This is a genomic window from Rubritalea sp., from assembly GCF_051252225.1.
Taxonomy (GTDB): Bacteria; Verrucomicrobiota; Verrucomicrobiia; order Verrucomicrobiales; family Akkermansiaceae; genus Rubritalea.
Genome location: NZ_JBPOGE010000001.1, coordinates 431,075 through 451,177, shown reverse-complemented (window position 1 = coordinate 451,177; position 20,103 = coordinate 431,075). Strand labels below are relative to the sequence as shown.

The window sequence follows — 20,103 nt, the reverse complement described above, 5'->3', positions numbered from 1 at the left end:
CGAGCACACAACCTAGATAAAAAAATGAAAATAAACAAACTATTCGCCTCTGCATCGATCCTCGCGATGCTCCCCATGGCTGCATCGGCAGCAACTCTAACAATTAATCTTGATCAGCAGGCGACCGGAGGTGGAACCATAGACCTCACAGCCGAGGGCTCCTTAGATTGGATGTCATTAGGTGATGGCACAAATACCGGATTCGTCGCTCAAAAAGCTGGAGCAGACTTCATTCAAACAGTCACTGTCGTGAACCTGGATGGAATTAGTACTGACTGGGTCGGAGATGACTTCGGCGGAGGCCCATGGGCGTCCACTTGGAGCACCGACGGAGACTCTGCCGGCCAGACTGGACTAGTGGGTTCATTGGAAGCGAAGAGTGGAAGTGTTGATGCCGATAAGGTCGGCCTTACGTTTGATGTCAACGTGGCCACTGCCAGTGATTATCAATTGATACTTTATGGCACATCATTTCGATCATTTTATCAACTAACTGCTACTCTAGATGGAACCGACTATCTATCAGATGTGGGCACACAAAATTCGGAATCAGTATTCACCATCGATTTCACCACTACGGCCGCCAATGAAACGTTGAGCATTCTCTACGCGCAGACAGGAGATGGTGGTGGTAGTGCTGACAACGTCGGTATCTCTGCCATCACACTTGCTGCAGTACCAGAGCCGTCTTCCACAGCTCTTCTTGGTCTTGGAGGCTTGGCCCTTATCATGCGCCGCCGCAAGTAAGCGCACACAAATCATTTTTACTAGCACCTCGCTAGCGATAAATCTTAAACCGGTCGCCCCCGCAGCGGCCGGTTTTTGCGTCTAGCCCCCCTACCATCCAAATCACTCACGAGGCACAACGCCACACCTTTAACTACGATTGTAGTAAATTGTCGAAAAATGCCTTGATTCTTAGACCAATGACCTCCATAAGCCGCTTCCCAAAGCTTCTTTAGCCATGGCAAATAAACTAAAAATAGCACTTCCAAAAGGTTCCCTCCAGGAACCTACTCTCAAGCTTCTGGAAAAGGCAGGCTACAACGTCTACACTTCCGACAGAGGCTTGCGCCCGTCATCCGATGACGCTGATCTCGATATCTACATGATTAGAGCACAAGAAATTGGCGGATATATCGACTCCGGCTTTCTTGACTGTGGTATTACAGGTCTCGACTGGGCTTACGAAAACCGTGCTGACCTAGTCGACATGGCTGAGCTTCAATACTCACGTGCTACAACACGTCCTACTAAATGGGTACTCGTTGTTCCTGAAAACTCTCCAATCAAGACTGTATACGATCTTGAAGGTAAGCGCATCGCTACTGAAGGCATCGGCATTACTGAGAGATACCTCGAAGAAAAAGGCGTCAAAGCTGACATCGAATTCTCTTGGGGAGCTACCGAAGTAAAAGTTCCTGATCTCGTTGACGCTATCGTCGACGTAACAGAAACGGGCAACTCGATTCGCGCAAACAATCTGCGCATCGTCGATACCCTACTCACCTCTTTCCCACACTTTTACTCCTCTAAAGGAGCTTACGAAGATGCATGGAAGCGCGACAAAATGGAACGTCTCGTTCTTATGCTCAAAGGCGCTCTCGATGCACGCGACAAGGTTGGTCTCAAAATGAACCTTCCAGAAAAGTCCTTGCAACAGGTCCTCGATACACTACCTTCCCTCAGACGTCCGACCGTCTCACAGCTTGCTGAAGATGGCTGGGTCGCAGTGGAAACAGTGATCGAAGAGACAGTCTCTCGCAAGATCATCCCAACTCTCAAGGAACTTGGCGCTGAAGGTATTATCGAATACCCGCTCAACAAACTCGTTCGCTAAGCTCGAAACAATCTAATCAAACCGTAACCAACTAAAAATTATGGGTAGCCTAAAAAAGCGCCGTAAGGCCAAAATCAATAAGCACAAGCGCTCTAAGCGTTCGAAGGCAAATCGTCACAAGAAGCGTCTTCGTTACAAGTCATAATTTGACCTGTAAGCTGGAAGAATTTCTTCCTTATAAAAAGCGTGTGAGCCTAGCTCACACGCTTTTTTATTCTCTAAAATACGGGAACTTACGCACTATCGACAGATGAATGCTTAGATGAAAAAGCAAGTTTTACAGAGCTTGCTTCACCCCTGATTCATCCACATTCACGTAGGTAATATCAGTAGTAAAAATAGAGCCTCGTTCGGGCTCTATACTCGAATAAATGTCCACCCGGTAACAGACTGACGTAATTCCAGCTTTAATGCGCTCTACAACGATTCGAACAATCGCACCATTCTTAACCGAATGCCGAAACTCGACCTTGCTCATACCAATTGTCACGAAGCGAGCATCTGGAAAATCCGTAGAGGCTGCGATAAATCCAGCTTCATCCACCCAACTCAACAGGCGCCCACCAAAGAGAAAACCATATTGGTTCAGATCTTCAGTGAGTACGAGTCGGTGGGTTTCCATATCTAAGCGGGTTTAATCTCTATCCGTTTATAGCGAGTTACACCACTAGGGCTAACAGTAGTAATACCATTTTGATCAGCCAGTGCATTATGAACAATCCGGCGGTAGTACGCGTTAAGTGGTCGTGTTCGCACTGACTTACCACTTTCCACCACTTTCACGGCGAGCTCCCGAGCTTTCTCGACTAGCTTACCTTCTTGCTCGAAGCGGTAGCCATCACAATCAACCTTCACACGTGGTGCATCAGGAAAATGTTTATTCAGGATGCGGTTTACCAAGTACTGAAGGTCTTCTAAGCGATCACCATTGCGTCCAATGATCGCCTTACTGTCCTCCACTTTGATCTGAAGACACAGTCCATCTTCACTTTCCACACGCTCTACTCCCACCTCAAAGCCCAAGTGGCCGAGCATCGTCACTAAAATTTTCTCAGAAGCGTCATCCCATTGCATAGGCCCAATCTAAAAACTAACAGCACATCCGTCAAACTACCATTCGCACTTTGCGATCATTTTATACTTCTCACTGAGCACTTCATACGTCTCACTTCATGCATGGCCACTATCGTACTAGGAATCACTGGATCTATCGCCGCATATAAGGCTGCGGACATCGCTTCAGCCCTCGTAAAAGAAGGGCATGAAGTACATTGTGTGATGACCCAGTCAGCCACAGAGTTCATCACTCCCTTCACGCTTCAGATCCTTTCTCGCAACCCTGTCCTCGTAACATTACAGGACGAGAAACAATCGTGGAAACCTGGTCACATCGACCTCGCTGATCGCGCCGACCTACTCTGTATCGTACCAGCTAGCGCGAACTGTCTTGGTAATTTTGCCAATGGCCTCGCGCCGGATCCGCTCTCCAGTATTTATCTTGCGACAAAGGCTAAAGTTCTCATCTGCCCTGCCATGAATGGTAAAATGTGGGACCATGCCGCCACTCAGCGCAATGTGACACAACTCACTCAAGACGGTTGTCAATTCTTCGGCCCTGACTCGAACGGCATGTTAGCCTGTGGCTACGAAGGCAAAGGCCGGCTCATGCATGTGGACACCATTTTAGAAGAAATCCGCAAGCAACTTTCCTAATTTATCATTCCACCTTCCAAAATTTGAAAAAGCACTTCCTCATCACAGCCGGTCCTACACGTGAACCGCTCGACCCTGTTCGTTACCTAACAAATCGATCATCAGGAAAAATGGGTTACGCGCTCGCTGGCGCTGCTAGGCATGAAGGTCACCGCGTGACCCTAATCTCAGGCCCCTGTGACCTGGATGTGCCAGAAGGTGTCGATTACCTACCTGTTGAAACTGCAGCTGAAATGTACGGCGCAGTGGAGCGCTACATAGCCAAGAGCGACATCGCTATTTTCGCGGCAGCAGTGGCAGACTATAGGCCAGCGCACGTGCCTGAGCATAAAATCAAGAAAACCGGCGACACGCTCACTATCGACTTCATCAAAAACCCAGATATCCTCGGATCAGCGAGAACTGAATTTGGCTACGAAGGCACCCTGATTGGCTTTGCCGCCGAGACTGAAAATGTCGAAGAGAATGCCCGAGGTAAACTTCAGCGTAAAGGCTGTGACTTCGTCGTTGCCAACGATGTTTCACGAAAAGACATCGGCTTCGACTCTAGCGAAAATGAAGTCATGCTCGTCTTCGCTGAGCACACTGAGCCACTTCCTAAAGACGATAAGTACCAGCTCTCGCTCGACATCATCGCCCGAGCTCTCGCGATCTAGTAATCTTTATCATTCACCAGCTCCCACATTCGCCAAACTGGCAAAATCAGTGACATGAACACTCAAGAAATTAAGCAATATATCGACACCGCCATTCGCTCAAACTTTGAAAACGTCAAAAGTGAAACTGCAGAGGTGATGACCAGCCCAGAAGGAGACGGAAGGTTTTTCGGAAAAGTATCTGCGACACGTTATTCTGAGCTACCTATCGATAAAGACATCTTCCTAGCCGTCGGCAAAAGCGAAAAACTCGTACAGATCGTGAGACTAGGCAAAGCGGAATGTTTGGGCCCAGGAAAAGCCGATCTAGATCTCATGCTCGAAAAAGAGTTCGGGATCGAGTGCCCAGAATAGATCTACCGTCACATCTTCGCGGCTGCACTCACATTCTCCCAATCTTCCTCACTGAGACTACAAGGATCTGCTGCGACCCAGTGATCTGGCGCTATTTCCACTAGTGGCATTTCCATTCCAACCGTCTCTTCGTAACGAGGGTGATTGATCCTGTGCCCATAAGCCGAACCCGCAGGAGGATCGATAGGTGACGGCACTTCCCCGTCTAAACGAATACGCTTCTTTTCATGATCCGGATCAGCCAGAGGAATCGCAGAGAGCAATGCCTTGGTATAGGCATGCCGTGGATTTTTATAAATCGCCTCAGAGTCTGCCAGCTCTACAATTTCACCGAGATACATCACGGCGACTCTGTCAGAAATATGTTTCACCACAGCAAGATCGTGCGCGATGAACAGGTAAGCCATGTTCATGTCTTTCTGTAGATCTACTAACAGATTCAGAACCTGACTCTGAACTGACACGTCCAGTGCGGAAACAGGCTCATCTAATACCAGCATTTTCGGGTTCAAAGCGATTGCTCGCGCCACACCTATACGCTGGCGTTGCCCACCGGAGAACTCGACAGGAAATTTCTCCGCCGCACTCGCAGGAAGTCCCACTTTTTTTAACAAAGCGTCGACCTTGGCATTGCGCTCCGCTTTGGTTCCAATTTTTTGAATATCCAAGGGCTCGCGCACAATTTGTCGCACAGAGAATCTGGCATTGAGTGACTCAGCCGGATCCTGAAACATCATCTGAATGTCCTTGCGAAGCGGTCTGAGCTTCTTCTGAGAAAGTGTAGTTATATCTACTGACTCGAGCGTTATTTCGCCAGAAGTAGGTTCATAGAGACGCACTAGGCATTTACCTAAACTAGACTTCCCGCAGCCTGACTCCCCGACTAAGCCCAAGGTCTCGCCCGGTCTCACAAAGAAAGAAACTCCGTCGACAGCTTTCACGACACCTATTTTTTTCATCGTCACTCCACCGCGCACCGGGAAGTGCATTTTGAGATCGTTGACTTCTAACAATTTAGACATGAGCGGTGCGAGCGGAGTTACAGGTTGGACAATCTTCCACCCAGTGATCTGGTGAAAGTTCGATGAAATCGGGACGCTGAGTGAGTTCAGAAGGCTCCACACCCATGCGTTGGCAGAAACGGCAGCCTTCCACAAAATTCCTTATCGAAGCGACTGTTCCAGGAATAGTCGGTAGCTCAGATTTCCTTTTTGCGTCAAGTTTAGGAATCGAAGCCAACAATGCCTTGGTATAGGCGTGTTGCGGGTTCTTAAAAATGGTTCTCACGGGTGCGCGCTCGACGACTCGGCCAGCGTACATCACGACAACCTCGTCACAAGTTTCGGCAATCACCCCCAAGTCGTGCGTGATCATTATCACTGACATTCCCATGTCTTCTTGCAGCTTATTGATCAGATCTAAGATCTCAGCCTGCACAGTCACATCGAGTGCCGTCGTAGGCTCGTCTGCAATTAACAAATCTGGCTTACAGGCGAGAGCTATAGCAATCACCACACGCTGACGCATACCACCAGATAGCTGGTGAGGGTACTCGTTTACGCGTTGCTCAGGAGCAGGGATCCCTACTTTGCGTAATACTTCTATCGACTCAGCCCAAGCTTCTTTCTTGCTCATCTCAGTGTGAATCAGCAGCACTTCTGAAAGCTGACGACCGATCTTATGCACAGGATTGAGTGCTGTCATTGGCTCCTGGAAGACCACACCTATTTGACCGCCACGCACTTTATAATAGTCGTCGTGCGCCACCTTGCGCAGATCACGTCCTTTAAAAATAATTTCACCCGCTTTGACCTGCCCCATTGGCTTCGGCAACAGATCCACAATGGACATAGCGGTGACTGACTTGCCACAACCAGACTCCCCGACAATGCCGACAGTCTTAGCCTTAGGAACATTGAAACTAACACCATCAACAGCGCGTAACCACCCTCGCTCAGTGTGAAACTCTATAACAAGCCCTCTAACCTTTAAAATATCTTCCATTAGTTCCTCTCAATCACTTGTCTCTGATCTAATTCCTCCACCGTTGGTATACGCCCTTTATACAAATCAAAGATATGGTTCTGCTCTGGTAAAACCAGCCCTTCACGCATTGCCTTCAGCGTCCTCGCTTTCACCTTTTGATCAATCCATAGCATATGAACCTCCATAGGCTCGTCTGCCGTTGGGTCACAAAACTCTGTATACTGCGTATTAGGCCACTTGACCCAATTCCAGTAGCCTACTCGACTATAGGATGTCTTAAAAGCTGGGATGAAAATAGCTTCATCATGGACAAGCTGAGCAGCCTTCCACGCCGCTTCTTTCAGTTCTTCTTCGTCCACTGCATTCCTCATCGCCTCAGCGTAACGATCCATTTCTGGATTTGCATACATATTGATATTATTCGTCTGCTTTTTCGGATTCCCCTGTTCATCGAATGCATTACTCGAATGGAAACTCCCGAAATAGCGAGGAAATGGAAGCGACGCATTCCATCCTGCATAGGCACACTGATGACGCTTTTCTAGAATTTTCCTAAAGTTTACTGTGGGTTGTTGCGAATCGAGCAAAAGCTTTAAGCCAGCTTTCTTAGCATCTTCCTGTAAGAGAGACATCATCTGATTCAAGCGTGGATGAGTAGACCAAGAAACTTCCAGCTCTAACCTCTGACCTTTGTCGTTGATCAAAAAACCCTCCGAATTGAGCTTACGATAACCTGCCTTAGCAAAGTAATCGCGCGCTTTAGAAACCGAAAACTCACGCGCTCTGACATTAGGGTTAGAAAAGTCACCATACCCTTCGGAGTAGTGATTCAAGCGTTCAGAATCTCCACGGTACATTACAGTGTTCACTTTATTGAAATTCAAGGAATGTGCGATTCCCTTCCGCACATTAATGTCTTTAAGCAATGGGTCGCTCACATTGAGATAAAAGCCAACTGACGGCCTGGGCGACTCATTGTAAAACTGAGCTTTCTCGATATAACCGTTAAAGTAGTTATCAATCTCCATCTTATCGTACCACATGGGTGTACTCCTCAAGACAAAGGCATCTAACTGCCCCACAGCAAATAACTCAAAAGCTTTGGAAGGATCCTTCACCACAGTGTACACCAAGCGATCCGGGTTGAAGCGGTAACGGTAAAACTTCTTGTCTCTGGCCCACCAATTCTTCACTCGAGTCAAGGTCACTGAGCGACCTTTTTTCACATCCTCTGGATGAGCATAGTAAGCTCCAGTAGTTGGCTCCATTTTCCATTGATAGCGTTTATTATAGTCTGGCCCAAATTCTTTATAAAAATGCGTTGGGCCATTCGCCAACTGGGCATAATAAGGGAGTAATGGCTTCTTATCTGGTAATGTGACTGCAATTAAATCCTCTGCATACACCGTAATGTGTGCGATCTGCTCCCGAAAATACTGTCGAGGGTAGGGGTCTTTCACATTATCAGAAACTCGAATGTATGTCCCCACCATGTAGTCGAGCGCCTTCACCTTTACACCATCCGAATAGGTTGCATCAGGGTCAATACGATAATAAACAGTCCTTCCATCTTTATCTATAGCCCATTCTTTCGCGACAGCAGGGATCACCTTCTTCGTGACTGGGTGAATGCTAATCATGTCTAACTGCACATTATCATAGAGAAAACTACGAAACGAATTATTAGAGTTGTCTCCAAATGGTCTGAGAGTCGACGGGAAATCAGGCATATAGTCTCTATATATCCCACCTTTTATCGCTCTTGGATCACCAATTTCTGGGTTATCCAAACCATTTTCCCACACAAGGTCATCAGGTAAGTCAGAAGGCTTTTTGAACATAAAATACTCACCGTAGTCTAATCGGCGCTGATGAATAAAGCGTTTCCCCTCTAACTCAGAAATAGTTTTTTCCATCCTCCCGCGAACTTCATCATCCTCTTGCTTTACTAAGTCAGATTTTTTTTCCTCGATCAGCTTATCTAAACTCTGAATTTCTCCCCCTAGCCATTCACGAATATAAGCATTGTACTGGGGCATGAACTCTTCGAAACCCAGAGAATGTTCAACCTCAGTTTGCTTTTGATTGCAACCAATGAGCGTGAGCAGACTGACTAACAAACAAGCACAATATAGAATACGTTTCTCCATTACTTATAGGTGGTAAATTTTTTTGGGTCAAATGCCTCGCGGACTGCTTCCCCCACAAAGGTGACCAGTATCAGAGTAAGCGTAAGCATCGTAAACGCAGATGTAACTATCCATGGCTTTGATAGATTCTGAAGCCCCTCCGAGAGCAGGCTTCCCCATGTTGCATACTGAGGTGGCAAGCCAAACCCAAGGTAATCTAAAGCTGTGACGGACATAATCACAGAGGAGACACTAAAAGGCACCAAGGTCACTAATATCGCGACAGTATTTGGCAAGATATGGCTGAATATGATTCTTGCTGTAGATGCCCCTGAAACTCTGGCAGCGGCCACATAATCTCTCGCTTTCTCCTTCAGTGCTGCTGTCCGCATCAGATAGGTCATACCCATCCAGCCAAACGCAATAAGAATGGTCAGTATGATATTCAGCCCCCGGTGTTCTGCTGGCACAATACTACTAAAAATAATCACAACGAAAAGGAATGGAATAGTAGAGAGTATCTCAATAATACGCTGAATAATGATATCGAATGCCCCCCCAAAGAACCCCATCAATAATCCAATCGAAATACCAATAAGGTATATGGCGGGAATATAGATAGCCACCGCTTTCATATTCAATTGTAAGCCACCATAAAGATACGCCAATAAATCATTCCCTTGAGCTGTGGTTCCCAGCAAATGCCCCATTGATGGAAGTGGAGGAGCAGCATGGTAGAACACGCGCACTAACTCTCCTCCTCCTGATTTAAGGAAGCCATCCTGACTTCCTTCGCCTGTATACTTTTCAGATCCTTTAACTAAGTCTCCATCCTTGTAATGGGCTTCATATAATTGCTCACCTCTTCTAGAACGGCCAATAGCACGCCCTTGCTTCACTCCTTTACGGTATTCAAAAATGAGATGTCGAGTCTCCGCATTTGAATCATACAGTGTTGAGACTTGACCCTGCATTACATTACCTTTCCGGTCATATAAAATCCCATCTCTCTCTTCTAGCTCCAAATAGGGTAGATCTACTGTATCTTGAGCAGAGTCATAGGGTATCAGAGGCATCACAATGAGCCCCTCCCCGCTTTGTCGAATCTTCTCCCTTAGGCTCCTATAATCAACCTCACTTGCACTCAACTCCCCCTCAAGCCCTAAGTCATTCCCTACTACAATCTCTCTTTCGAATGCAGGGAAGTGAGTCTGCCCATTATAATTTAGATAAAGTGCTCTCTTACCGACAACAGCTTGATCAAGTGAAGCCAGTAGAACCATGACTAGGATAAGAGCTAAAGAGATATATCCCCTAGGAATACTCATGAAACGCTCAATGCGCCGCTTGTTCGTAGGCGTCATAGGCACTCCTGAAGGAAAGGCTCTTAGTAATCCTCCTGCTATAACAGCTCCAATAAAAGTCACTACATGCCCGAACCACGGCAAACTACTTACACTTCTCAATGATGAGAGTTCATAAGACAGATTATACGCCCAACTGATAGTAGGGAGATGATAATCGCCCATTTCAGCCACTAGAGCCAAAGCGCAGCAAACTAATAATAACCAAGCAAATTTTCTAAACATTCTCTTACTTAGTTAATTAAATTTAATACGTGGATCTACGAACGAAACAATGACATCGGAAAGGATGTTCCCTATCAACATTAGAAAAGCTGCAATAGTCAGAGTCCCCATGACAACAGGGTAATCATTGTTTAGTACCGCTTGATACTGCAGCATCCCAAAACCTTGAATATCGAAAACATTCTCAATCAACATACTCCCCCCTACAAAGATTGCTATCAAGTTACCCAAGCCAGTTGCTATAGGAATAAATGAGTTGCGAAATGCATGCCCAACTACAGCTCTTCTAAAACTCACCCCTTTCGCCATCGCAGTGCGTACATAATCAGCGGATAGATTCTCCATTAGATTGTTCTTCATCATCATTGTAAGGAAGGCAAACCCACTCACAACATAACAGATTAGAGGCAATACGGTATGATGCGCCACATCCTTCACCTGTTGCCACAAACTTAGATCATCAAAACCTTCGCTAGTTAAACCGAACAAAGGAAACCACCCTAGCCTAGCCCCAAGATAAACTAACAAGACAGCCCCAAGAGCATAGCCTGGTATAGAGTACCCAACAAATATCGCGATAGAACTCACATTATCAAACCACGAACGGTGCTGAATCGCCTTCAGCACACCTAATGGAATACAAATCCCATATATGATAAACGTTGATAAAATCCCGAAGTAGAACGCGATTGGTACTCGTTCGAAAATCATCGACCATACAGAATCTCCATAGGCTAACGAATGTCCTAAGTCTCCTTGGACTAATCCAGAAAAACGTTCCTTATACACTACCGCACGTTGTGTGTATTCTGTCCCAACTTCTGAGACATCAATATTCTCTCTCCTAGCCTTTCGAGCTTTTCTGTCGTCTGGAGATTCTATCCTTACACTCCATCCATCCTTCCGAGGATCAGCTCCTGCAGCCTTACCATTAACATAGCTAAAACTTTCGAGTTCTCCATCCGCTTGCTTGACTGAAACAAGGCGATCATCACCTATCAGAACCATTTGCACCTCGAAATTTGCATCTATCGTATCGCCAGAAGCTGCACCGCCATATTCCTTTTTAACAATCAGATCCTCCTTTGGAGCCACGCCTAGCCACTGAAAATAAGCAACTAGAAGTGGCTTATCCTGCCCATATTGCTCCTCCATGCTTTCCAACTCATCTTCAGATAAAGTCGAATTCCTATGGTCAGAGTTGCCCTCTTGCCCCTCACCACCCGCTGCTGCGGCTTGCAGAGCTCTCTCCATAGGCCCGCCTGGTGCAAATCGCGTCACAGAAAACACAATCAGAGTGATCCCCAATAATGTGGGTAAAACCAGTAAAAGGCGTCGGATAAAATAGGCTTTCATTGATAGTCTTAAACAGGTCTTTTAACAATCAAGACCAAGCTCACGACTATTTAAGTGAGGCTGAGTGCAAAATCAAGGACGCCTTTGGTAATTAAATCAACAAATCCTCGAGAAAAAAGCTGCAACTTTGCTAAACTTTCTCCACCTTAACCATCAGTAATGCGCAGACTCACTCATTTACTCATCCTCTTTACGGCACTCACCCTACTCACGAGTTGCCAAGATGAAACTCCTGTTGAAAAGTACACCACTCAAAAGGTGCTTGTCGTAGGCAATAGCACTGAGCCTGAAGCTCTTGATCCGCAAATCGTCACAGGTGTCATCGAGAGCAACATCATCCGTTCCCTATTTGAAGGTCTTTGCGTAGAGCACCCCTCTGAAGAAGGTGTCCATTTACCTGGCGCAGCAGAGAGCTGGAGCTCTAACGAGGATTTCACAGAATGGACTTTTCAACTCCAGCCTAACGGCAAATGGTCGGATGGAGCTCCCGTCACCACGGCAGACTTCCTCTTTGCCTACGAGCGCATCCTCACACCAGACTTTGCCGCAAAATACGCCTCCATGCTCTACTACATTGTAGGAGCTGAGGATTTCAACAAAGGCATAAGTAAAGATTTCTCCACTGTAGGAGTCGAAGCTCCAGACTCGCATACTCTGAAATTCAAATTGCGAGCCTCCATCCCCTTCCTGCCTGATTTAACAAAGCACTACACTTGGTATCCTGTCCCTAAACACCTTGTCCTTAAACACGGAGATATGGCGACACCCAACAACCCGTGGAACAATGATGAAAACCTAGTTGGTAATGGACCGTTTCGCCTTAAAACTTGGAAGTTTAATGATCAAATATTCGTAGAGAAAAACCCATACTATTGGGATGCAGCTACAGTAAAGCTCGAAGGAATCCGTTTCCTCCCGGTTGTAAATCAATACACCGAAGCTCGCATGTTCTTTAACGACCAACTTCATGTCACCTATGGGCTCGCTCCAGAAATGATAGAATACTCACAGGAAAACTTCCCCGAATCCCTGCGCCAAGAAACCTACCTAGGCACTAACTTTCTCCGCCTCAATGTCACACGGGAAAAGCTCAAAGACATCCGCGTGCGTGAAGCTCTATCTCTCTCCATAGATTCACAATCCATCATTGATAACATTCTTAAAGGCGGCCAACAAGTAGCGTACGGGCTCACTCCCCCGATGGGCGAATATCAACCGCCAAATGTCATTCATTACGATCCAGCCAAGGCCGAGGAACTGCTTCGCCAAGCCGGGATCACTGACCCAAGCTCATTCAAGCTCACTCTCCTAACTACAGATCGAGAAAGTGCTAAAATCATAGCCGAAGCCTACCAGGACATGTGGAAAAAAAATCTTGGGATAGACGTGGAAATCAAACAGCGTGAATGGAAAACCTATCTAGACCGCATGAGTAACCTCGACTACGACATTGTTACTGGCGGATGGATCGGCGATTACCCAGATCCTACCACCTTCCTCGAGATGTGGAAAGGTGGTGATGGAAACAACCGAACAGGATGGAGTAACCCTGAGTACGAAGCAGTTCTCAAAGCTGCCGAAAAAATTCAAGACCCCACGGAGCGCATCCGAAAATTAGAAGAAGCTGAGAAAATCCTACTCAGCGAGAGACCTATCATCCCGATGTATTGGTACACCAGTAACTATCTTCTCCATCCATCTGTGAAAGGTTGGAACCCGCTCCTTCTCAATAACCATCCATACAAGTTCGTGGAACTGATTCAAATTCAGCCCAACTAATCCTCTTCATGCTCCGTACTATCATCAGTCGCCTCGGCCAAGGCTTCATAGTTGTTCTCTGTTTGCTCGCGATTACTTTTACAGCGGTCCGTCTCATGCCTGGAGACCCATTCTCTGGGGAGAAATCGCACGCAGAACATATCGTCCAAAAGAACAAAGAACGCTTTCAGTTAGACAAGCCCATCCCGCAGCAATTCTTCATCTACCTCAAGGCGCTATGTCAGGGAGAGATGGGATATTCTGCGACCAAGGAGCAACCTGTTGCTAAAATCATCAGACACTCCTTTCCCGCTTCCTTCATTCTTGGAGTTTGCGGAATGATTATCGCCATCGGTATTGGTATCCCTGCTGGCATCATTTCCGCGCTAAAGAAAAACTCTATCATCGATTACGGCACCATGATCGTCGCCATGGTCGGCATCAGTATCCCCGCATTCGTGATTGGTCCACTTTTGGCAGGACAAGTTGCTACTCGCATCCCGTTTCTCAAAGTCGCAGGCTGGGGAGACCCATTCGACTGGGTTTTACCCTCCCTGACTCTCGGGTTAGGAACTGGAGCTTACCTTGCTCGTATCACCCGCGGCGGAATGCTAGAAGTTCTCAATCAAGACTACATCCGCACAGCCCATGCTAAAGGGCTATCCCAAGCGACTATCATCACCAAACACGCCATCCGCGGCGGCATCATTCCTGCAATCGCTTATGTAGGCCCAGCTTTCGCTGCGCTCATCACTGGTTCCTTTATTATAGAAACTATTTTCCAAGTCCCAGGCATGGGCCAGCACTTCGTGAACTCGACCTTAGAAAGAGACTACTTCCTCCTCCAGGGCGTAGTCATTTTATTTGGGACTCTCATTGTACTCGCCAATCTCGCTGCAGACATCGCCCTCGTATTCCTCAACCCGCGTTTGCGAAACTCTAACGCCTAGTTTTTTCATGAGCTCTCAATCCATCACTCCATCATCAGGAAACTCACTTTGGTCAGACGCGTGGTACAGACTGCGTCAAAACCACATGGCGACAGCCAGCCTCCTAGTGCTCATCCTAATTGGCATCAGTTGCTTTATTATTCCGCTATTCAGTTTTATTAAGGACCCAAACACTCAGAACCTTTCTAACACTTTCCAATCACCTGATGCGACACATTGGTTAGGAACGGATCAAGTCGGTAGAGACCTACTCGCCCGCCTACTATTAGGAGGGCAAATCTCCATCCTCGTCGGACTGGTCGCGACCACTCTCTCCGTAATCATGGGAGTCTGCTATGGCGCTATCGCAGGTTATGTTGGAGGAAAAATTGATAGTCTAATGATGCGTTTCGTCGACGTCCTCTACGGCTTGCCCTTTCTCATCGTCATCATCTTATTCTCACTTTTGATCTCAGGACACATCGAAGTCCTCTCTACACAGCTCATCGACGACTGGGGCTGGAACAAAAAATTAGTAGAAAAATTTGCAGACCTAGTCCCCCTCTTCATCGCCATCAGCGCCCTTGGCTGGTTGACTATGGCGCGTATCGCCAGAGCCCAAGCCATTTCTATTAAGAACCAAGAATTCGTCGAAGCGGCAATCTCCTTAGGTCTAAGTCACAAGAATATTCTAACCCGCCATATCCTTCCGAACATGTTAGGACCAATCATCGTCTACACTACCTTGACTGTACCCGCATTCATCTTAACGGAAGCCACGCTTTCCTATCTAGGGCTCGGGATCGAAGCTCCTAACAGCTCGTGGGGAATACTTTTAAAAGAAGGCTCGAACTACATGGAAACTTACCCACGCCTGCTCATAATCCCCAGCATAGTCTTCTCCATCACACTCTTTGCTCTCAACTTCCTTGGCGATGGCCTCCGCGATGCTCTCGACCCCAAAGCATCCAAAGACTAAACTTATTCTTTCTGAGCTAACAATGAGTCTCATCATGCGTTATACTCTCTCCTACTCGGAAAGATCTGCATGATGAACATTGGCATTCCAAAAGAAATTAAGAATCAAGAGCACCGCGTCTCGATGATTCCAGCGTCGGTAAAAGATCTCAAAATGAGAGGTCACCGTATTTATGTTCAGAAAGGCGCCGGCGAAGGATCGAGCTACACCGATGATCAATATGCAGCTAGTGGTGCTGATATTGTAGCGACGGCTGAAGAGGTCTTTGAAAAATCCACGCTGATTGTGAAGGTGAAAGAACCTCAACCTTCGGAAGTCGCCCTCCTTACTAAACAGCACATCCTCTTCACCTATCTTCATTTAGCCGCCAATCGAGAACTCACCCTAGCACTGCTAGAAACTGGCTGCACAGCTATCGCCTATGAGACAATCAATGTAAACGGGCACTTGCCCCTACTCGAACCCATGTCTGAAATCGCGGGACGCATGTCAGCCATCGTTGGAAGCTACCACCTAGCAAAACACAACAATGGTCGCGGCATACTGCTCGGCGGTGTCCCCGGTGTTGCGCCAGGTCGCGTTGTTGTCATCGGTGGAGGAACAGCAGGAATCAACGCAGCACGCGTAGCAAAAGGGATCGGCGCAGATGTCACTATCCTGGAAGTCGATTTTGACCGCATGCGTTTTCTAGATATAACGATGGAAGGCGTCCACACCCTTTATTCCACGGAAGCCAATCTCAGCGAGCTTCTACCAAGAGTCGACTTATTGATAGGCGCTGTTCTCGTCCCAGGAGCTGCAGCACCAAAACTCATCACCCGAGACATGCTCAGGCAGATGCAACCGGGTTCTGTTTTTGTCGACATCGCAGTAGATCAGGGAGGTTGTGCTGAAACCACGCGCGCGACCACTCACGAATCTCCAACGTATCTCGAAGAGGGTGTCGTCCACTATTGCGTAGCTAACATGCCAGGAGCTTACGCCCGCACAGCCTCTCAAGCTCTCAACAATGTCACTCATGCCTGGACGACACTCATTGCTGACTGCGGCATCAACCAAGCGGCGATAAAACGCCAAGAACTACTCGGTGGAATCAATTGCACCAATGGCAAACTCACCTGCGAACCGGTAGCGAACGCTCACTCCCTACCCTTTGTAAAAGCCAGTGACTTACTCAGTCTTTAGCTCACTTACTGCTGAGACTCGACGCTCTCTTTAAACAACTGGTAGGCTTGTAAGGCTTTCTCTCGCCCCTCTGATGGAAGTAATAATGGGCGCGGGTAATCCACACCCAACTCGATTCCACATTCCCTTAACAGTTCCTCTGGAGCATCCCATGGGCAGTGAAGATACTTGTTCGGCAGCTTATTAAGCTCTGGTACATATTTCCTAACATACTCACCAGCGGGGTCAAATTTCACCCCTTGAGTCACAGGATTGAACACACGGAAATACGGCGCAGCATCCGCCCCGCACCCGGCACTCCATTGCCAGCCCATCGTATTATTAGCCAAGTCAGCATCAAGGAGTGTGCCCCAAAACCATTGAGCACCCACCATCCAATCTTGTTGAAAATGCTTCACCAAGACAGAGGCCACGATCATCCTAGCTCGATTATGCATCCACCCCGTTTGCCATAATTGACGCATCGCAGCATCGACCACCGGGTAACCAGTTTGTCCTACTTGCCACTTTTTTATCACCACCTTATCAGCATTCCATGGAAAGAGACTCCACTGCTCCTTCAAGGGTTTCCGATCAGAATACGGGAAGTGATAGAGCAAATGGTAAGAGAAATCTCTCCAATAGAGCTGGCGAATATAGCCAGCAGCTTTCTCAGAGTCTAGTTGAGCACAAATCTCAATCGGGCTTATCTGCCCAAATGCCAAATAGGTTCCCATCCGTGAAGTCCCGTTCTCAGCTAAGAGATCCCGATGTTCATTATAATCCACCGCACGCTCTTCAGAAAATCCAGTTAACAGCTTTTCAGCTCCAGCACGCGTTGGCTGCCAATTTGTATAAAATTCAGCATCCCATCCCAGCGAAGGCAATAGCTCTAGATTCTCTAAACTCTCTCCAGTATAATCATTTTTCCAAAAGGCACGTTCCAGCTCCACATTCGCTAAAGCTCGCAGTGGGATCTCTCGGCATTTCTTCCAATATGGAGTAAAAACCTTATACGGGCCACCCGCTAAATTAGCTATTTCAAATGGTTCATTAATCAGGTTCGAAGAAAAGCTTTTAGCTTCCACCCCTCTATCTAACAGTGATTTTTTAACATCTGTATCACACAGAATGCCTTCAGCCTCATATCGCCTAGACCAAAATACAGCATCAACGCCAGCTTCATCAACAAAATCTAACAACTTCTGTTGAACACCCTCACGCGCTCTACTCAGACACAGCTTTGCTCCTAACGACTCTAACTGTTTAGCTAAATCATCCAAAGCGTGATGCAACCACCATCGGCTAGCTTCACCCATCGGCCACGCTTCTGACTCCTCAAGTAGATAAAGAGGAATAATAGCGTAGCCCTCAGAAATAGCGTATGCCAGAGCTGGATGATCCGTGAGGCGGAGATCCCTACGAAACCATAAAATACAAGACTTCATAATAAATCTCTAATCTCTTTAGTGTGCAAGTTCTTGAAGCTTCCTTAGTCGATCTAAGGCTTGCCCAGAGTCGATCAACTTACGAGCCATGTCCACACCAGCAGCGACATCATCAGCTAAACCTGCACAAGCTAAACCTGCACCAGCATTCAGCAGAACCATGTCACGCTTCGCTCCACTCTCCTTACCTGAAAGAATATCTACGAGAATCTGAGCATTTTCTTCAGCCTCGCCACCTTTCAGATCCTCTTCAGAGCAAGTCGTGAGACCGAAGTCTTCCGGATTCACAGTTTCCTCCACCAAGTCCTGATAGGTTCCAGACTTAAGAATTGTACTTTCTCCCATAAGACTCATCTCATCCACAGGTCGAGCATCGGCTGTGCGGCCATTGACAACCCATGCTGACTCACGACCGAGCCGTTGAAGGATCTCTGAAAAAACGGGGACCAGAGACTCATCGCAAACACCAATCAATTGGCACTGCGGGCGCGCAGGATTAAGCAAAGGCCCAATCAAATTGAAAATTGTCCGTATCCCATCCTTGGCTAGCTCCGCGCGAACTGGTGCCACCGCTTTAAACGCTGGGTGGTACATCTGAGCAAAAAGAAACCCAACACCAGCCTCTTTCAGACATTTTTGTAAAGTCTCTGGAGCGACATCGAGGCGGACCCCGAGAGCTTCTAACACATCAGCTCCACCGCTCTTGGAGGTAATGCCGCGATTACCGTGCTTCACCACCGTGGCTCCACCAGCTGCTATGACAAACATGCTGGTCGTGGAGACATTGAAAAGGTTTAGTTTATCGCCACCTGTTCCACAGACATCAATAGTCGGACCGTCAAATTGCATCCCAGCGGAGCCAGGGTCGACGGCGCGTTCGAGGAAGCACTCCACAAAACCGGCTATTTCAGAAGGAGTTTCGCCCTTGGCTGATAAGCCTTTGAGAAAGCGTACTTTTTGCTCTACTACAGCGTTTTCATTCAATAAAAACTCAGTAGCAGCAACGATCTGCTCAAGGTTAAGTTCTTCTCCATCTTCTACAGATTTGATTAGCCCGTCCATGTTGCAGCAAAGCTAACAGCCGTTGCGAAAAGGAAAAGAAAAAGCCCACAGCATTTCGCTCTGAGCTTTAAAAAATTGAATGTAAATAAAATCGAATTACTCGATTTCAGAAACTGGAAGATTCGCTACTTCATCGCGTACTTTCTCAGCAAGTGGAGTAGAAAGGTAACGCTCAGTGCTGGAGCAACCGATTGTTACGATCTTTTTGCCCTTAGCTTCTGGACGCTTTGCTAGCTCGATAGCAGCCCACACGTTAGCACCTGTAGAAATACCAGCTGGAAGACCTTCTTCTTGAGCTAGCTTTTGAGCGGTTTCGAATGCATCTTCGTTTGTCACATTGATAGTACCATCAATAATGTCAGTATTGAGGTTACCTGGAATGAAACCGGCACCGATGCCTTGAATCTTATGAGGACCAGGTGAACCACCACCAATTACTGGTGAGTTTTCAGGCTCTACTGCGAACACTTTGAAATCTGCATTGCGTGACTTAATCACCTCACCAACACCAGTGATAGTACCACCAGTACCAACACCAGCTACAAGGAAATCAACGTCGCCGTCGAGAGCTTCCCAGATTTCTTCCGCTGTTGTTTCACGGTGAACCTGTGGGTTCGCTGGATTATCAAACTGAGAAGGACCAAATGCTGATGGGTCTTCTGTGAGAAGTTGCTTCGCCTTAGCGATTGCTCCGCCCATGCCTTTAGCGGCAGGCGTAAGAACGATCTCAGCTCCTAACATGCGGAGTAAAACGCGACGTTCAAGGGACATCGACTCAGGCATCGTAAGTACGCATCTGTACCCCTTAGCACGTGCAACGAATGCAAGAGCAATACCTGTATTACCAGATGTAGGTTCGATGATTGTGCCACCTGGCTTGAGTGAACCGTCTTTCTCAGCCGTTTCGATCATCGCTTTACCGATACGATCTTTAACGCTGAAGAGTGGGTTGAAAAATTCAGCTTTTACGTAGACCTCTGCGTCGAGGCCTTCAGTAAGTTTATTAAGCTTGATAAGTGGTGTATTCCCCACTGTATCGACCATGTTTTGAGCTAGAAGTGCCATCGTTTTTTAATATTTTAATGTTAGAATTTGAACAACGAAACTCTTCCATCCGAACCATCGTTTGACCAGAGGGAA

20 protein-coding genes are annotated in these 20,103 nt (G+C 47.1%); 10 read left to right on the top strand and 10 right to left on the bottom strand.

The genetic code is table 11. The features are described 5' to 3' along the window. Positions 1-24 precede the first annotated feature (24 nt). The gene (locus ACSHX2_RS02015) at positions 25-747 is read left to right on the top strand and encodes a PEP-CTERM sorting domain-containing protein (RefSeq protein ID WP_435690068.1); all 723 of its coding nucleotides are present in this window, start codon (positions 25-27) and stop codon (positions 745-747) included. A gap of 217 nt (positions 748-964) precedes the next feature. Then, positions 965-1,840: an ATP phosphoribosyltransferase gene (gene hisG, locus ACSHX2_RS02010; RefSeq protein WP_435690066.1), complete on the top strand. Its 876-nt coding sequence runs from the start codon at positions 965-967 to the stop codon at positions 1,838-1,840. Between the two features lie 277 nt (positions 1,841-2,117). On the opposite strand, the gene ACSHX2_RS02005 is transcribed toward hisG, so the two are convergent. Together ACSHX2_RS02005 and ACSHX2_RS02000 are read right to left on the bottom strand one after the other, a co-directional pair. Next, positions 2,118-2,462, bottom strand: a complete 345-nt coding sequence (locus ACSHX2_RS02005; protein ID WP_435690064.1) for an acyl-CoA thioesterase — start codon at positions 2,460-2,462, stop codon at positions 2,118-2,120. A 2-nt stretch (positions 2,463-2,464) separates the two neighbouring features. Next, positions 2,465-2,914, bottom strand: coding sequence for a protein jag (locus ACSHX2_RS02000; protein ID WP_435690062.1), 450 nt, complete (start codon positions 2,912-2,914; stop codon positions 2,465-2,467). 102 nt (positions 2,915-3,016) lie between these two features. Between ACSHX2_RS02000 and ACSHX2_RS01995 the strand changes: the two genes are divergently transcribed. Genes ACSHX2_RS01995 through ACSHX2_RS01985 form a run of 3 tightly spaced genes read left to right on the top strand, consistent with a single transcriptional unit; the run spans position 3,017 to position 4,563 of the window. Further along, positions 3,017-3,553 carry a flavoprotein gene (locus tag ACSHX2_RS01995; protein ID WP_435690060.1) on the top strand — a complete coding sequence of 179 codons (537 nt, stop codon included), beginning with the start codon at positions 3,017-3,019 and terminating at the stop codon, positions 3,551-3,553. A gap of 23 nt (positions 3,554-3,576) precedes the next feature. After that, positions 3,577-4,209, top strand: a complete 633-nt coding sequence (locus tag ACSHX2_RS01990; protein ID WP_435690059.1) for a phosphopantothenoylcysteine decarboxylase domain-containing protein — start codon at positions 3,577-3,579, stop codon at positions 4,207-4,209. Positions 4,210-4,263: 54 nt separating this feature from the next. After that, positions 4,264-4,563, top strand: a complete 300-nt coding sequence (locus ACSHX2_RS01985; protein ID WP_435690057.1) for a hypothetical protein — start codon at positions 4,264-4,266, stop codon at positions 4,561-4,563. Between the two features lie 8 nt (positions 4,564-4,571). On the opposite strand, the gene ACSHX2_RS01980 is transcribed toward ACSHX2_RS01985, so the two are convergent. The 4 genes from ACSHX2_RS01980 to ACSHX2_RS01965 are packed head-to-tail and all read right to left on the bottom strand — an operon-like array spanning position 4,572 to position 10,006. Continuing rightward, the gene (locus tag ACSHX2_RS01980) at positions 4,572-5,585 is read right to left on the bottom strand and encodes an ABC transporter ATP-binding protein (RefSeq protein ID WP_435690055.1); all 1,014 of its coding nucleotides are present in this window, start codon (positions 5,583-5,585) and stop codon (positions 4,572-4,574) included. After that, positions 5,578-6,567, bottom strand: a complete 990-nt coding sequence (locus ACSHX2_RS01975; RefSeq protein ID WP_435690053.1) for an ABC transporter ATP-binding protein — start codon at positions 6,565-6,567, stop codon at positions 5,578-5,580. Before ACSHX2_RS01975 ends, ACSHX2_RS01980 begins: the two co-directional genes overlap by 8 nt. Next, complete coding sequence (locus ACSHX2_RS01970) at positions 6,567-8,699, bottom strand: ABC transporter substrate-binding protein (RefSeq protein ID WP_435690052.1); 2,133 nt, start codon at positions 8,697-8,699, stop codon at positions 6,567-6,569. The genes ACSHX2_RS01975 and ACSHX2_RS01970 overlap by 1 nt, the downstream gene beginning before the upstream one ends. After that, complete coding sequence (locus tag ACSHX2_RS01965) at positions 8,699-10,006, bottom strand: ABC transporter permease subunit (protein ID WP_435690050.1); 1,308 nt, start codon at positions 10,004-10,006, stop codon at positions 8,699-8,701. Before ACSHX2_RS01965 ends, ACSHX2_RS01970 begins: the two co-directional genes overlap by 1 nt. Here ACSHX2_RS01965 and ACSHX2_RS01960 point away from each other — a divergent pair. Then, positions 10,005-10,160: a hypothetical protein gene (locus tag ACSHX2_RS01960; protein ID WP_435690048.1), complete on the top strand. Its 156-nt coding sequence runs from the start codon at positions 10,005-10,007 to the stop codon at positions 10,158-10,160. The two genes, ACSHX2_RS01965 and ACSHX2_RS01960, sit on opposite strands and share 2 nt — an antisense overlap. A 119-nt stretch (positions 10,161-10,279) precedes the next feature. On the opposite strand, the gene ACSHX2_RS01955 is transcribed toward ACSHX2_RS01960, so the two are convergent. Further along, positions 10,280-11,623, bottom strand: a complete 1,344-nt coding sequence (locus tag ACSHX2_RS01955; RefSeq protein WP_435690046.1) for an ABC transporter permease subunit — start codon at positions 11,621-11,623, stop codon at positions 10,280-10,282. Positions 11,624-11,782: 159 nt separating this feature from the next. Here ACSHX2_RS01955 and ACSHX2_RS01950 point away from each other — a divergent pair, with 159 nt between their 5' ends. From ACSHX2_RS01950 to ald, 4 genes are all read left to right on the top strand, one after another. Beyond that, on the top strand, positions 11,783-13,402 hold the full coding sequence (locus ACSHX2_RS01950; protein WP_435690044.1) for a peptide ABC transporter substrate-binding protein: 1,620 nt from the start codon (positions 11,783-11,785) through the stop codon (positions 13,400-13,402). 8 nt (positions 13,403-13,410) lie between these two features. Beyond that, positions 13,411-14,331, top strand: a complete 921-nt coding sequence (locus ACSHX2_RS01945; RefSeq protein WP_435690043.1) for an ABC transporter permease — start codon at positions 13,411-13,413, stop codon at positions 14,329-14,331. A gap of 7 nt (positions 14,332-14,338) precedes the next feature. Continuing rightward, positions 14,339-15,289, top strand: coding sequence for an ABC transporter permease (locus tag ACSHX2_RS01940; RefSeq protein WP_435690041.1), 951 nt, complete (start codon positions 14,339-14,341; stop codon positions 15,287-15,289). A gap of 69 nt (positions 15,290-15,358) precedes the next feature. Next, positions 15,359-16,474, top strand: a complete 1,116-nt coding sequence (gene ald / locus ACSHX2_RS01935; RefSeq protein WP_435690039.1) for an alanine dehydrogenase — start codon at positions 15,359-15,361, stop codon at positions 16,472-16,474. A gap of 5 nt (positions 16,475-16,479) precedes the next feature. On the opposite strand, the gene ACSHX2_RS01930 is transcribed toward ald, so the two are convergent. The 3 genes from ACSHX2_RS01930 to cysK all read right to left on the bottom strand — a co-directional run bounded on the left by ACSHX2_RS01930 (position 16,480) and on the right by cysK (position 20,028). Then, the gene (locus tag ACSHX2_RS01930; RefSeq protein ID WP_435690037.1) at positions 16,480-17,901 is read right to left on the bottom strand and encodes a cryptochrome/photolyase family protein; all 1,422 of its coding nucleotides are present in this window, start codon (positions 17,899-17,901) and stop codon (positions 16,480-16,482) included. Positions 17,902-17,919: 18 nt separating this feature from the next. Next, positions 17,920-18,963: an anthranilate phosphoribosyltransferase gene (gene trpD / locus ACSHX2_RS01925; RefSeq protein WP_435690035.1), complete on the bottom strand. Its 1,044-nt coding sequence runs from the start codon at positions 18,961-18,963 to the stop codon at positions 17,920-17,922. A 96-nt stretch (positions 18,964-19,059) separates the two neighbouring features. Further along, positions 19,060-20,028 carry a cysteine synthase A gene (cysK, locus tag ACSHX2_RS01920; RefSeq protein ID WP_435690033.1) on the bottom strand — a complete coding sequence of 323 codons (969 nt, stop codon included), beginning with the start codon at positions 20,026-20,028 and terminating at the stop codon, positions 19,060-19,062. Between the last annotated feature and the right edge of the window lie 75 nt (positions 20,029-20,103).